Annotated in this window: 14 protein-coding genes and 1 pseudogene; 12 read left to right on the forward strand and 3 right to left on the reverse strand. The window is 39.5% G+C overall.

The genetic code is table 11. The features are described 5' to 3' along the window. Positions 1-51: 51 nt before the first annotated feature. From secA to VL20_RS07180, 11 genes and pseudogenes are all read left to right on the forward strand, one after another. Positions 52-2,867: pseudogene (gene secA / locus VL20_RS07130) on the forward strand (preprotein translocase subunit SecA). A 297-nt stretch (positions 2,868-3,164) separates the two neighbouring features. Continuing rightward, entirely contained in the window at positions 3,165-3,302 is a 138-nt protein-coding gene (locus VL20_RS31625; RefSeq protein ID WP_284526030.1) for a hypothetical protein, read from the forward strand. Between the two features lie 175 nt (positions 3,303-3,477). Continuing rightward, positions 3,478-4,665 (forward strand): AAA family ATPase, encoded by a 1,188-nt coding sequence (locus VL20_RS07140; protein ID WP_052276064.1) that lies wholly within the window; start codon positions 3,478-3,480, stop codon positions 4,663-4,665. A 24-nt stretch (positions 4,666-4,689) separates the two neighbouring features. Continuing rightward, complete coding sequence (locus tag VL20_RS07145; RefSeq protein ID WP_052276065.1) at positions 4,690-5,301, forward strand: DUF4276 family protein; 612 nt, start codon at positions 4,690-4,692, stop codon at positions 5,299-5,301. Positions 5,302-5,864: 563 nt separating this feature from the next. Continuing rightward, positions 5,865-6,344 (forward strand): 2-C-methyl-D-erythritol 2,4-cyclodiphosphate synthase, encoded by a 480-nt coding sequence (gene ispF / locus VL20_RS07150; RefSeq protein WP_052276066.1) that lies wholly within the window; start codon positions 5,865-5,867, stop codon positions 6,342-6,344. A 41-nt stretch (positions 6,345-6,385) separates the two neighbouring features. Beyond that, on the forward strand, positions 6,386-6,613 hold the full coding sequence (gene vapB / locus VL20_RS07155; protein ID WP_002732589.1) for a type II toxin-antitoxin system VapB family antitoxin: 228 nt from the start codon (positions 6,386-6,388) through the stop codon (positions 6,611-6,613). Next, positions 6,613-6,999, forward strand: coding sequence for a type II toxin-antitoxin system VapC family toxin (locus tag VL20_RS07160; RefSeq protein ID WP_002793526.1), 387 nt, complete (start codon positions 6,613-6,615; stop codon positions 6,997-6,999). Before vapB ends, VL20_RS07160 begins: the two co-directional genes overlap by 1 nt. A gap of 92 nt (positions 7,000-7,091) precedes the next feature. Beyond that, on the forward strand, positions 7,092-8,849 hold the full coding sequence (argS, locus tag VL20_RS07165; RefSeq protein ID WP_052276067.1) for an arginine--tRNA ligase: 1,758 nt from the start codon (positions 7,092-7,094) through the stop codon (positions 8,847-8,849). Between the two features lie 746 nt (positions 8,850-9,595). Further along, positions 9,596-9,988, forward strand: a complete 393-nt coding sequence (locus VL20_RS07170; protein ID WP_002767460.1) for a Mo-dependent nitrogenase C-terminal domain-containing protein — start codon at positions 9,596-9,598, stop codon at positions 9,986-9,988. Between the two features lie 30 nt (positions 9,989-10,018). Beyond that, on the forward strand, positions 10,019-10,777 hold the full coding sequence (locus VL20_RS07175) for a hypothetical protein (protein ID WP_052276068.1): 759 nt from the start codon (positions 10,019-10,021) through the stop codon (positions 10,775-10,777). 4 nt (positions 10,778-10,781) lie between these two features. Beyond that, positions 10,782-11,033 carry a hypothetical protein gene (locus tag VL20_RS07180; protein ID WP_002760725.1) on the forward strand — a complete coding sequence of 84 codons (252 nt, stop codon included), beginning with the start codon at positions 10,782-10,784 and terminating at the stop codon, positions 11,031-11,033. A 42-nt stretch (positions 11,034-11,075) separates the two neighbouring features. On the opposite strand, the gene VL20_RS07185 is transcribed toward VL20_RS07180, so the two are convergent. From VL20_RS07185 to VL20_RS31630, 3 genes are all read right to left on the reverse strand, one after another. Continuing rightward, complete coding sequence (locus VL20_RS07185) at positions 11,076-11,483, reverse strand: hypothetical protein (RefSeq protein ID WP_052276069.1); 408 nt, start codon at positions 11,481-11,483, stop codon at positions 11,076-11,078. Then, complete coding sequence (locus VL20_RS07190; RefSeq protein WP_052276070.1) at positions 11,483-13,423, reverse strand: AAA family ATPase; 1,941 nt, start codon at positions 13,421-13,423, stop codon at positions 11,483-11,485. The genes VL20_RS07185 and VL20_RS07190 overlap by 1 nt, the downstream gene beginning before the upstream one ends. Before the next feature lie 284 nt (positions 13,424-13,707). After that, the gene (locus VL20_RS31630; protein WP_167341540.1) at positions 13,708-13,878 is read right to left on the reverse strand and encodes a hypothetical protein; all 171 of its coding nucleotides are present in this window, start codon (positions 13,876-13,878) and stop codon (positions 13,708-13,710) included. Between the two features lie 315 nt (positions 13,879-14,193). On the opposite strand from VL20_RS31630, the gene VL20_RS07195 reads away from it, so the two are divergent. Next, entirely contained in the window at positions 14,194-14,895 is a 702-nt protein-coding gene (locus VL20_RS07195; RefSeq protein WP_052276071.1) for a 16S rRNA (uracil(1498)-N(3))-methyltransferase, read from the forward strand. Positions 14,896-14,898 lie beyond the last annotated feature (3 nt).

Here is a 14,898-nt window from a genome sequence, read left to right on the forward strand (position 1 = left end):
TGTTAACACCACAGACCAAGAGCCAATCGAAGCGAGAGAATAAAAACTGCTATGTTAAAAGCCCTACTCGGAGACCCCAACGCCCGCAAAATTAAAAAATTTCAGCCCCTCGTCACCGAAATCAACCTGCTGGAAGAAGACATTAAAAACCTGTCCGATGAGGAATTAAGGAGCAAAACCAGCGAATTTAAGGAAAGATTGGACAAAGCGAGAAATTATGACGAAAGAGAGGAGATTCTCGAGGAAATCCTCCCCGAAGCTTTCGCCATTGTCCGGGAAGCGGGAATCCGAGTCTTAGGGATGCGTCACTTTGACGTGCAGTTATTGGGGGGAATGGTACTGAACAAAGGACAAATCGCCGAGATGAAAACCGGGGAAGGAAAAACCCTGGTTGCCACTCTCCCCGCTTATTTGAATGGATTGACCGGAAAAGGGGTTCACGTCGTCACCGTTAACGATTATCTCGCCCGTCGTGACGCGGAATGGATGGGGCAGGTACACCGCTTTTTAGGGTTAAGTGTGGGACTAATTCAAGCCGGCATGAGTCCGGAAGAAAGAAAGAAAAATTATGCCTGTGACATCACCTACACCACTAACAGCGAACTCGGCTTTGATTATCTGCGCGATAACATGGCTACAGTGATGGGGGAAGTTGTCCAAAGACCCTTTAACTACTGCGTTATTGACGAGGTGGACTCAATTCTTATCGATGAGGCCAGAACTCCATTAATTATATCAGGAGCGATCGATCGGCCCACAGAAAAATATATTCTCGCCGCCGAAATCGCCAAGCAATTAGTACGCCAAGAAGTAGAAGACGGACCGGGAGACTACGAAGTTAACGAAAAAGACCGTAACGTTTTAATGACCGATGAAGGCTTTAAAAAAGCGGAAGAACTATTAGGAGTTACCGATTTATACGACCAAGAAAATCCCTGGGCGCATTATATTTCTAACGCTATTCGCGCCAAAGAACTCCAGAAAAAAGACGTTAACTATATCGTCCGCAGCGGTGAAATTGTTATTGTTGATGAATTCACCGGACGGGTATTACCGGGGCGACGTTGGGGCGATGGTTTACATCAGGCAGTGGAGGCTAAGGAAGGGGTAGAAATTCAACAGGAAACCCAAACCTTAGCCACGATTACCTATCAAAACTTTTTCCTGCTCTATCCGAAATTATCTGGCATGACCGGGACGGCCAAAACCGAAGAAACGGAGCTAGAAAAAGTCTATAACCTGCAAGTAACAATTATTCCCACTAACCGCGTTTCTCGTCGGCAAGATTTAGCCGATGTGGTCTATAAAAATGAACAGGCAAAATGGAACGCCGTCGCCGAAGAATGTCAACAAATGCACGAACAGGGTCGCCCAGTTTTAGTCGGTACCACCAGTGTGGAAAAATCAGAAGTGCTTTCGCTGTTATTACAGGAAAGAAAGATTCCCCATAACTTACTTAATGCTCGTCCAGAAAACGTGGAACGGGAATCGGAAATCGTCGCCCAAGCAGGCCGGGCCGGGGCCGTAACTATTGCTACGAATATGGCGGGACGGGGAACCGATATCATCCTCGGTGGTAACTCCGACTATATGGCCCGATTGAAAATTCGCGAGTATTTAATGCCCAAATTAGTTATGCCCGAGGATGACAATTTGGCCTTTAGTTTACCCAGTTTAGGCGAACGCAATCGCCCCCAAGGATTCGCTCCGGATAAAAAGAAAAAAACTGGCGTGCCTCAGCAGAAATTTTTCCCACCGAGTTACCGAAAGAGGTAGAAAATGCCCTGAAAGAAGCGGTTAAATTTGCCGTTGATACCCACGGAACTCAAAGTTTACCGGAATTAGAAGTAGAAGAAAAAATCGCTATCGCAGCCGAAAAAGCCCCGACGGATGACCCGGTTATTCAAAAGTTACGGGAAGTCTATAAATTAATTCGCAAAAGTTATGAAGATTACACGGGTAAAGAACACGATGAGGTAGTAGAAAGGGGCGGACTGCACGTTATCGGGACGGAACGCCACGAATCCCGCCGTATTGACAACCAATTGCGAGGCCGGGCGGGCAGACAGGGCGACCCTGGTTCCACACGCTTCTTTTTAAGCCTAGAAGACAATTTATTGCGGATTTTTGGGGGCGACCGCGTGGCGGGTTTAATGGATGCCTTCCGGGTGGAAGAAGATATGCCCATTGAATCGGGAATGTTAACTCGTTCTCTGGAAGGAGCGCAAAGAAAAGTGGAAACCTTCTATTATGATGCCAGGAAACAGGTGTTTGAATACGACGAGGTGATGAATAATCAACGGCGCGCTATTTATGCCGAACGTCGTCGGGTTTTGGAGGGGATGGACTTAAAAGAACAGGTGCTGCAATACGCCGAAAAAACCATGGATGAAATCGTCACGGCTTATGTGAATCCCGAACTGCCGGCGGAAGAATGGGATTTAGAAAAACTGATTAGTAAGTCTCAGGAATTCGTCCATCTGTTGGCAGATATTACCGCTAAAGATATCGAGGATATGAGTGTTAATGATATCAAGATGTTCCTACACGAAGAAGTTCGCAAAGCCTACGAAATTAAAGAACGTCAAGTGGATAATATTCGCGCCGGTTTAATGCGCGATGCCGAACGTTATTTTATTCTGCAACAAATCGATATGTTATGGCGCGAACATCTGCAAGCTATGGAAGCTTTACGCGAGTCGATTGGTTTACGCGGTTACGGTCAAAAAGACCCCCTAATTGAGTATAAACAGGAAGGCTACGAGATGTTTTTAGAAATGATGATTGATATCCGTCGCAACGTGGTTTATTCCCTGTTCCAATTCCAACCGCAAGGACAACCCCAAGCAGTGGCTAGTGAACAGTAAAAATTAAAAGTTGGTTTAAATTGGGGAGAATTGGCTAAGGCTGATTCTCTCATTTTTTTCTACCGAGAAATCAGTCACCCACAATCCACACTAGGACTAAAATTATCAGTCCGATTACTCCATAGGACAGCAACGACCCCAAAGAATTAAGAATTTGTATGGGAAAATGAATCAAAACTTGGTAAGTAAAATCCGTAACTGCCAGCAAGGCAGTGAAAAATATAGTCACAAGTGTTATCATAAGTAATATCTTCTCAATCTGATAGAATAAATGGCTATCCTTTGCGGGAATCGGCAGTGGATAGTCAGAAGTTAGGAGATTATCCCCAAGAAAAAACTCGGAGTGCGGTAGAATCGGGAGAGCGTTGGGTTTCATGCTTCAACCGTTCGGCAAAAGCTCACGGCCGAAGCCCAACCTACGTTCTTGTTAAATAAGATTTAGTATAACTCGATCGCTGTTAAAATTGCGGTAGAATCAGGAGAGCTAATTTGCTATAACCAGTCCAGAAGAGCGAGATTACTAAAAATTGACCAGTTTTTTGCGGGAACTGGGAAAATTAACAGCTAATCTGGGACAAGACGAGCTAAAAGCAGCAGAGAGCAACAATCAATGTCTAAAAACTCTATACCTCGAATCGAAAATCTGCGCGTACAAAATTACCGAGCTTTACAGGACTTAGAATTAAAAAGCATTGCTCCTTTAACCGTTTTTCTCGGTCCTAATGGGAGCGGAAAATCTACCATATTTGATGTCTTTGCTTTCCTCTCTGAATGTTTTACTGTTGGTTTAAAAAAAGCTTGGGACAAACGGGGAAGATTTAAAGAATTAAGAACCAGAGGACAAGAAGGTTACATCATTATCGAATTAAAATATCGAGAAAAATTTGCATCACCTTTAATTACCTATCATTTGGCTATTAATGAAGCTAACAATCGCCCTTATGTTGCCGAAGAATGGTTACAGTGGAGACAAGGAGCGAGGGGCAAACCTTATCGCTTTTTAAACTTTAAAGAAGGGGAAGGAATAGTGATTAGTGGAGAAAATCCCCAAGAAGAAGATGAACGAATTTATGAACGATTAGACTCCCCAGAATTTTTAGCTGTTAGTACCCTCGGACAATTGGCCAAACATCCCCGGGTTAGTGCTTTGCGTCGTTTTATCACAAGTTGGTATCTTTCCTACTTAACCGCAGATAATACTCGCACTCAACCAGAAGCAGGAGCGCAAGAAAGATTATCGCCAACTGGTGACAATTTACCTAATGTTATTCAATATTTAAAAGAAGATCATCCTCAACGATTAGAATCTATTTTACAAACCCTTTCTCGTCGAATTCCTAGATTAGAAAAAGTCGAAGCATCTATTATGCCGAATGGACAGCTTTTACTTCAAATTAAAGACGCACCTTTTCAAGAGCCAATTCTTTCCAAATTTGCCTCCGATGGCACTTTAAAAATGTTGGCTTATTTAACTATATTATACGATCCAAGCCCTCCGCAAGTACTGGGAATAGAAGAACCAGAAAATCATCTTCATCCCCGTTTATTACCTGAATTAGCAGAAGAATGTCGGGCAGCGACCGCAAGTACACAATTAATGGTAACAACTCATTCTCCCTTTTTTGTAGATGGTTTGAAACCAGATGAGGTTTGGGTACTTTATCGAGATGAAAATGGTTTTACTCAAGCTAAACGTACTTCAGCAATGCAAGGAGTTAAGGAATTTATTCAAAATGGTGCTTTGTTGGGTCAATTATGGATGGAGGACTATTTTGATGTGGGTAATCCTAGCATTTAAGTTTAATAGCAAAGGAGGGAAAAAGTGCATATTGAATTTTTAGTTGAAGAATTTTCTACCCAAGAATGTTTAAATCGAATTTTACCTAAAATATTATTTGAGAATGTCACCTATAAAATTCATGCCTTTCGAGGTAAATCCGATTTAATCAAAAAACTACCGGAGCGATTAAAAGGCTATCAATGCTGGATACCCGATGATTATCGAATCATTATTCTTGTAGATAGAGACAATGAAGATTGTCAAATGCTCAAAGAAAAGTTAGAAAATATTGCCCAACAAACAGGACTGATCACCAAAACGATTAGTGAAGATAAAAAAACATTTCAGGTGTTAAATAGAATTGCTATAGAAGAACTAGAAGCTTGGTTTTTTGGTGATATTCAGGCTATAGTCTCAGCCTATCCCAAAGTTTCTACTAATGTGGGACAGCAAGCAAAATACAGAAAACCCGATGAAATTACGGGCGGAACTTGGGAAAACTTAGAAAAGATACTTCAAAAAGCTGGGTATCATCGAGGAGGTTTAGAAAAAGTGAAAGCAGCCCGAGAAATTTCTCAATTTATGACTCCTGCTCATAATTGTTCTCCTAGTTTTCAGATTTTTTATCAAGGTTTATTGGCGATGATTAGCTAAGTATATTTAGGAAAGTAAATGATGAAACTGCTAGATCACTGTCAAGGATAAATCGATTTTTAACTGTTGAATAAATTGTTGCATAATTGTTCAAAATTCGGTGTTTAACTATAGCGTTTCCTAAGCTAGTAAGGTACACCTATTTTTCTTCCCTTTTGCATAAGTGCCTAAAACCCATAACTTTTGTACCTTAGCAGACTGAAAAACGCTATAAATCTTATTGAAAAAGAACGTAGGTTGGTTTGAAGCATGAAACCCAACCCTCTCCTGATTCTACCGCAATTTTAACAGCGATCGAGTTATACTAAATCTTATTTAACAAGTATAGAGTGGGAAGTGGGAAGTGGCAAGTGGCAAGTGGGTTTTTAAAGTTGGATTGGCAGTTAATGATACTATCAAAAATCAATTTAGTATAAGCTTTCATTGCACTGCAAAAAACTTCAGCAGAATAGTTCATCCTTCCTAGCTAATTAGCTAATAAGGACAAGTGAGGGAAAATATTTCCCTGTTTCCTGTTCCCTTTTGCGATAAGATAATTAATATAACTCTAAGAGGACTGCTCTATGAATATTCGTATTGGTAACGGCTATGATATCCACCGATTGGTAACAGGAAGACCTTTAATTTTAGGAGGAGTAGAAATTGCCCATACTGTCGGTTTATTGGGTCACAGTGATGCCGATGTCTTAACCCACGCTATCATGGATGCCATGCTGGGGGCGCTTAGTTTAGGCGATATCGGTCATTATTTTCCCCCCACAGACCCGCAATGGCAAGGGGCGAATAGTTTAAAATTATTAGAACAAGTTAATCAATTAATTATCGATAAAGGTTGGCAGATTAATAATATTGATTCGGTAATTGTCGCCGAAAAACCGAAAATGAAACCCCACCTTAATGCGATGCGAGCCAAGTTAGCAGAAACTCTCAAGATTAATCCGGAACAGCTGGGAATTAAAGCCACTACTAACGAACAATTAGGACCAGTGGGACGAGAAGAAGGTATCGCAGTTTATGCCGTGGTTTTATTGGTTAAGGAATAAGTAATTAGTAAGAATTAGCTCAGATTAAGTATCCCAAACCTATGAATATAGACACAAAAATCTTAGAAACTGTCGAAGCAATGCCAGAGTTATTAAAAATAGAGCTGCTTCACTATGCTGAATATTTGATGGCCAATTATCAATCAGATGTTATTATAGAGAAACCTTCTCTTAGAAAACGTCGTTCAGGAATTTTACAAGGTACATTTACCTTACCTTTGTCCGATGATTTTGATGAGTCTTTGGAAGATTTTCAGGAATATATGTGATGACATCTTTTCTTCTGGACACCCATACTTTCATCTGGTTAACTGAAAACGATCCTAACTTACCTAATAATCTTCGGGAGGAAATTGATTTTGCTCCTGAAGTTTATGTCAGTATTGTTAGTCTCTGGGAAATCGCGATTAAGTTAAATTTAGGTAAGTTAGCCCTACAAAAAAGTTATGAAACCATTGAAACTAAACTAGAAGCATCAGATATAACCTTACTGTCTATATCATTTTCTGATACTCTAAAAATTTGTACTTTACCCTTGTATCACCGTGATCCATTTGATAGAATGCTAATTGCTCAGTCTCTAAACAGATCGCTAATTCTAATTAGTAAAGATACTAAATTTGATGCTTATAATGTACCAAGAAAATGGACATAATACCCCGTCCGGCTCAATTCTATTCAAGATGAGAGCAAGATAAATTTCCTAATTCCCCATAGACTTCTAACATTCATTGCTAAATTCTCTCTATGACTGCCATTATCCAACAAATAAAAGAGCGTTTTTCCCAATCCCTAGTTAAATCCTTTGGGGAAAACTTTGCCGCTACCGATCCTCTAATTGTGGCCGCTAGTAACCCCCGTTTTGGCGATTATCAATGTAATATTTCCCTCTCTTTAGCCAAAGAATTAAAACAAAAACCGCGGGAAGTGGCGGCAACTTTACTAAAAAATCTAGAGATAGATGATCTCTGTCAACCCCCCGAAATTGCCGGACCCGGTTTTATCAATCTTACCCTTAAACCAGGTTATCTAGAAACCCAATTAAAAGACCTAATTATTGACAACCGTTTAGGAGTTGCCACTGCTAACCCCAGTCAAAAAATTATTGTCGATTTTTCCAGTCCCAATATTGCTAAAGAAATGCACGTCGGTCACTTGCGATCGACTATAATTGGTGATTGTATTGCTCGGATTTTGGAATTTCGTCATCATCAAGTAATTCGTCTTAATCACGTCGGGGATTGGGGTACTCAATTCGGGATGTTAATCACTTATCTACAAGAAGCTTATCCTAGCGCTTTAACCCAAGCAGATGCTCTCGATTTAGGGGATTTAGTTAGCTTTTATAAAAAGGCAAAAATTCGTTTTGATGAAGACGAAAACTTTAAAGAAACTGCCCGTCAAGCTGTAGTAAAATTACAGTCGGGTGATCCTCAAAGTCGTCAAGCATGGCAGTTACTTTGTCAACAATCACGACGGGAATTTCAGAAAATCTATGATATTCTCGATATAAAACTGACGGAAAGGGGGGAATCTTTTTATAATCCCTACCTTGAGGCAGTAATCAGAGAATTAGATCAACAGGGATTGCTAACAGAAGACAACGGCGCTTTATGCGTCTTTCTCGATGGTTTTACCAACAAAGAGGGGGATCCTCTGCCCCTAATTGTCAAGAAATCCGACGGCGGTTATAATTACGCTACCACCGATTTAGCAGCAATTTGTTATCGAGTGCGTCAAGATAAAGCCGAAAGAATAATTTATGTCACCGATGCTGGACAAGCTAACCATTTTGCCCAAGTATTTCAGGTGGCTAAAAAAGCGGGATTTTTACCCGATAATGTGGCAGTGGTTCACGTCGCTTTTGGATTAGTTTTAGGGGAAGATGGTAAAAAATTAAAAACTCGTTCCGGGGAGACGGTAAAATTACAAGAATTACTTGATCAAGCGATCGCCTGTTCCCTAGCTGACTTAGAAAAAAGACTGGCAAGCGAGGAAAGAGAAGAAACCGGCGATTTTATCGCTAAGACTGCCGAAACTGTCGGTTTAAGTGCCGTTAAATACGCCGATCTCAGCCAAAATCGCAATAGTAACTACGTTTTCAGTTACGACAAAATGCTCAATCTGCAAGGCAACACCGCCCCCTATATGCTGTACGCTTACGCTAGGGTCCAGAGTATCAGTCGCGAAGGTGGTATTAATTTTCAGGATTTAAGTGCCAATTCACCGCTAATTCTCAAGGATGAAAGCGAATTAATTCTGGCTAAACAATTACTGCAACTTCCCGAAGTAATTAGTGCCGTGGAAGAGGATTTATTACCCAATCGTTTATGTGATTATCTTTATGAACTCAGTAAAAAGTATAATCGTTTCTACGAGAATTGTCCAGTGCTGAAAGCGGCAGAACCGATTAAAACCTCTCGTTTATTTTTGTGTGATTTAACGGCAAGAACCCTCAAATTAGGCTTATATCTCTTGGGAATCCCCGTTTTGGAAAGAATGTAAATCAGTTATCAGTTATCAGTTATCAGTTATCAGTTATCAGTTATCAGTTATCAGTTATCAGTTATCAGTTATCAGTTATCAGTTATCAGTTATCAGTTATCAGTTATCAGTTATCAGTTATCAGTTATCAGTTATCAGTTATCAGTTATCAGTTATCAGTTATCAGTTATCAGTTATCAGTTATCAGTTATCAGTTATCAGTTATCAGTTATCAGTTATCAGTTATCAGTTATCAGTTATCAGTTATCAGTTATCAGTTATCAGTTATCAGTTATCAGCAAAAAACTACCCAATTCATAATTGATAATTGATAATTCATAATTCCCACACCCTACACCCCACACCCCACAGCTTGGATTGCGTATCTTTGACAAAAACTGGGTGATATTTTATACCCAGAAAAAGTGTACTATGCTGACGTGAAAAAATCTGAGTTTTTGCTAACCTAGAAATAGCTCTAATCAGAGCCAATATCTTTGGGCGAAGCTTAGAGATTAATCTAGTTAAACTCACTCGTGACGTTATCTTATTGTCGTCTGTTGCCTATTAGCTTTCAGGTGATAACTCGGAGATGGCAAGTTAGTACAAACGTTCAAATTGCCTCTCCGCAGCCCTAGCGTTACTGTGTAGTCTTAACGAGTAATTTTATCCCAGAGATGTTATCGTTAAAGCGGTCAAATGTCCGAACGTCCTAGGGGATTTTCGGGAAAGATTGTTCGCCCTGTCGTAATCTCAGATAGAACCTTATGACTCAATCAATTGAAGATAAAGCTATGGCCGATGCTGATGTATCAGATTATACCACAAATAAAATAATTGTCTCTAATTGGATCGCCCCTTGGTCGAAAGGCAATCGGAAAAACCCGTCACCGCAACCAAAATGGGATTTATGGCAACCCCTGCGGCAACGAATTGATCGCCTAGAAATCAATACGCCTGCACTAGCTCACAGGATTTGTCGTCTAATTCCGGCTCAATGTCCCTTTGCCCGGAAAATTACCCTATTTAGCTGGACAATTCTAGAGATTCCGCCCCTTTGCAAGCTAAATCCCCTCTACGAAAACCTGATGATGTTAAGATTTCGCGCTCTTTCTTACCTGGCCGATGAATGTGGAGAGGATATCGGTGCTTACTGCTAAAATGGGAGAGTGTCTTTAATCGCCACACCTATGGCCATCATCGCTCTGAAAGCTTGGTATCTGGACAAATACGAACCTATCCGCGAGGTTGTCAAACGTCCCCACGACTTGCGCTTAAGTCGCAATAGTCTCTTAAAATCGGGTTTAAGAGCCGATTTTCTCGATGATAGTCTGACAATACAGGGTTCTGTCTGGTTCCAACGCTATCTAGAAGGGGAAAGGGTGGAATTTTACCTCGAAGGTAGTGGCGGTTACGTCATCTCGAATATTGACCTGATTTCTCAAGAAATTTACTTTACTAAACAAGACCTCAGCACTTGGCTAGATCCCGTCATTTATTTTAGCTCCCAAAGCCAATTTAAGGACTCTAGCACCGCTTTAAAAACAGTTTTGACCGAAACCGTCGAAAATCTCAATAAACGCTCCCGTTTGCCCTTAAATATGGTAGAAACGCCTCGAACTGAGGGCAATGTCACTAGATTGAGTGATAGTCAATTACGCCAAATTCGCAAAAGTTTATTATTTATTGCTGATGCTACGGCGATTAGCCAAAAGGAAACGGAATTACTGCCCAGTCCCCTAGTGGGTGTAGAATTAGGTTATGCGATCGCTTGTAAACAGGGCGGACAAATTCTGTTAACCTATCAAAATCGAGCGGAATTAAAGGGTAAACTAGCTTTTGACCTGCCAAGCTACCAAAAATTGATTTTCTCGGATCTGAGCGAATTGCGTCTCACTTTCCCGCCTTTAATGGCAACTTTATTACAAAAATTCAATCTGATTAGTTAAAAAAATGAGTAGAAAAGCTGACGAGTACGCTGTACATTTGTTCTTAAGCAGTGGACATCGCGAGGAAGTCCGTTTTTTGACCATCCAAGAATTTCAAAAGTGGTACAGTAATGAATTAGTTCCGAAAGCCGATTCTCAGGATTTTATCAATGTTCCGATCAGAAATATCCAAGGGGAATATATGGTTTTACGTCCGGCTAGTGTCATTGCTATTCGCGTGGAACCCGTCTTTTTTGGCAGTGTGGAAAGAATCTAATTTGTCGTTATCCCTAAAAAAGATAGTTAGATAGGGAGAATTTTAGAGATTATTGATAATTCTCTCAATATCAGCTTGAATTTGATTGCTGACTTTGCCTTGCCAGCGTTCTTTTAATTCCCTTAATCCCACTTCTGCGTATTGACAGATCTTATCTAAAAATTCTTTACCGTCCCTGGGTTGAGGATAGGAATTCTTTTTACAGATAATATAAATTCCTGCGGTTAAAGCTAAAATAACTTCCGGATCGATTTGGCTAATATTAATTAAATCTTGTCGATTGCTGAGATTGATTCCGTAGATACTGAAGTCTTGTTTAATGGCAAAAGCAGCCGCAAATAAATAGGCATCTACCATGCGCTCAAAGGTTTTATTATCTTTTAGTACCTGTAGATAATTTCTGGAAGTTTCCGAGGCATAAATCTTCAAACTGGGATCGATTCTCTGCATTAGTAACTCTCCATCACTTCAATCACGGAAGCATCTTCATCGGCAGCTAAACGGTGTATTTTGAATATATCAGTAGTGTAGGGAAGCAGCAGATTTAAAAGTGGATCGGGAAGATCGCGATCCGTGGCTAAAATAATCACTTGGGAGTTTAAATTAGGAAGAGAGTTAATAATATTTTTTTGATGTTCTTTGTCTAAATGACCAAAAGGTGTATCCATAATTAGGGGAACACAAGTATCGGTTATTTGATTTAAACCGGTGATAAAAGCAAAAGCTAAAGCTTCCTTTTCTCCCGCACTTAAGACATCGGGATTTAATAATTTTCCTGTGATAGTACGGACTCCTAAACTGTATTCGGGAGTAATTTCTACTCCTCTATATTCCTCCGGTTTGTTGGTTATTTGTAAATAGCGATCGCTGGTTACTTGATTAATCATTTTTTGGGAATTATCGATATGCCATTCGATTAATTCGTTAGTGGCATTTTTTAAACCTCTGGCCATTTTAACCTGATTAGATAACATCAATGTGGTCTGATTTTCACTAGCTAAAATTTCCACTTCTTTGCGTAAATTTTCTAATTTATTTTCTTTGATTTCAATTTCCTTTTGTAAGCGTTCGATCTTTTCTTCAATCTCCTTAACTTTTCGTTCTGATTCGCCAACTTTTCGCCAAATCTCCCTCACCGAGTCTTGATTTATTCCCGTGGTTTCCTGTTTTAGCTGTTTAATATGTTGATTAATTTCTTCGATTTCTTCTTCTAAATGATCTCTTTGTAAAAGCAATTGACTATAATTGCTAAATTTGGCATTATCTCGGATGATTCCCTGTAAATCAATTCTAAGTTGGTCTTTTTCTATTCTGGTGACATTGTCCACTTCTAAGGACTCTAGTTCGGCAATTTTTTCAAGGATAAAGTCACGAGAATTTTTATCTAAACAACGACCACATAGACAGCTTTCCTCGTCAAGTATTGCTTTAAAAATTGCTGTAGAATTAGTTTTATAAGTGCTTTTTAAGCTAGTAACTTGCAAATCATAGGTCATTTCCTGCACAAAGTTAATCAGCAAAGGTATCGCAGCTTTTTTTAACCAAGAATCAATAGAATTTTGCAGGTTATTTAACTCAGTTTGTAAACCGATACGCTTTTTCTCTAAGTTATGAATTTCCTCTAACTTTTCTCGTAAACTTTCAATCTGAGCGGCTTTTTCTTGAGCGACTTGGTAGATAATTATAGCATCTTTTTCGCTATCTTTGGCATTTTTAAGCTGACCTTGTTGAAAAGCAATTTCTTCTTCTAATTCTCGCAATTGTTGCAGCTTATCTTTAAAAATTTGACTGGTTCCCTCTGCTTTATTTAAACGGTTTTCTAATTCTTGTAAGGCTTTTTCTGTATCATTGCGTAGATTTCTTAATTCCGGGATATCCAAAACTTTTTCAATTGCTTCTTTTGCTGCTTTAGTTTGAGTTATCTGGGTATATTGTTCTATTTTTGAGCCATCAAAACAGAAAAAATCTCGAATAGATTTAGGAAGCAATGCTTCGATATATTCCCTAGAGTTACTTCTCATGGTTCCATCTTCATAAAATAATGCTTCCTCTACGCTGGGATAAGAAGTGCTACCATTAACGTTTAATTTCGCTGTGCGACTGATAAAGTAATTTTTCTCGTTTCTAGTAAAATTTAATTCTACCCGCATTTCTATTGCCGGTGAAGAATCATCCTTACCTCGATAAAAATAGGTTTTCAGAGTCTCTTTAGATACAATATCTACCCCATAGAGACACCATAAAATCCCTGTCATCAGAGAAGTTTTACCGTGGCCATTATTACCGAAGATAATCTGAATTTTTCTGTCGGGATGCAGGTTAAAAGTAATATTTTGACTAGGATAACATTTCCAATTAGTTAAGCGAATTTGTTTCAGTCTCAAAGTCATAATAACTCTTGTAAAAATCAAAAATTTTGTGGTTGGTTAGGAGTCAGTAGCCAGTAGTCAGTAATCAGGAAAATTAAGAATGGTTTATTTAGATATTTTATGCGACTTAATATTTAATTTTGTCGTTTTTAAACTAAGTGGTTGGGTGAAATTTAAGATGAACGTAGGTTGGGTTGAAGCATGAAACCCAACGCCCGATTATGTTACGCTACCGCTAACCCATCCTACAAATAATTGTGCCTCCCTACTTACCAAAAATAAATTATGCAAGATATCTATAAAATTTATGATTGTGGGGAGTCGGTATATTTTTCGATAAGTTTGACAATTTTAGGTGATAGCCGCCGATTTTTTAGAGTAATTTTTGCTACTTCTAAAACCATCGCTTCCTTTAGCAGTTGGGGAGGTATCTCATATTTTTGTGCCAGTTCTTCAATTTTAGCAGTTATGTCCATGAATTTTTTGTGGGTTGGGTAGTGGGGATTGTCAAGTCTTAATTCCTATTGGCAAAGAGATACCTTGATGATGATAAATTTTATAACAGATCTGAGTAGGTAAGACCATAGTAACTTACAGCCTTAAGCGTAAATATGAAGTATAACCTAATTTGGTATTGACGACCGACTACCCAAAAGGAAAACTTCGTACTTCACCATTAAGATAACTGCTATAAGCTAATCTACTCTCAACCTTATACAAAAACACCATAAAAGCTAAAATAGATAGCTGACAGTGATTCTGAACACAATAGCAATATAGACTAAACCGCCTTGTATTACCGTCTTCTTCTTGATTTTAACACCCTAGAAAACGGGTTAATTGCCTTAACACCCGAACAAAGTCATTATCTTAAAAAAGTTGTTCGTTTAAAATCCCATGACCATTTTATTGCCCTAAATGGACAAGGACAAGCGTGGTTAGCGGAAATAATTGATAATTCGGCCCATCTTTTAGAAGCGATAAACGAAACCACCGAACTACCAGTACAAGTGAATTTAATGGTAGCAATTCCCAAAAATGGCTTTGATGATATCGTTCGCGCTGCCACCGAATTAGGAGTTTATCGGATTATCCCGCTGCTGACAGAACGCGGTTTAGTCAATCCTAGTCCTCAAAAAATTGACCGTTGGCGAAAAATTGCCCGGGAAGCTGTAGAACAATCAGAAAGACAGATTATTCCCATTATCGAAGAACCACAGCCATTTTTAGCCATCCTTAAGCGGGGAGCTAACCCACAGACAACTTGTTATATTGGTGTTACCCGTAGAACAGTGGCCCCGCTACTTTCTCAATTACAAACATCAACCGAGATAACCATGGCCATTGGACCTGAAGGGGGATGGACGGAGACAGAAATAGAACAAGCGATCGCTGCTGATTTTGTGCCTGTATCACTGGGAAAACGCATTTTGAGAACAATTACCGCTCCCTTAGTGGCTCTTGCTATCATTAACGCCTATTTAGACAGCTAATTG

The sequence above is a fragment of the Microcystis panniformis FACHB-1757 genome (assembly GCF_001264245.1).
Lineage (GTDB): Bacteria > Cyanobacteriota > Cyanobacteriia > Cyanobacteriales > Microcystaceae > Microcystis > Microcystis panniformis.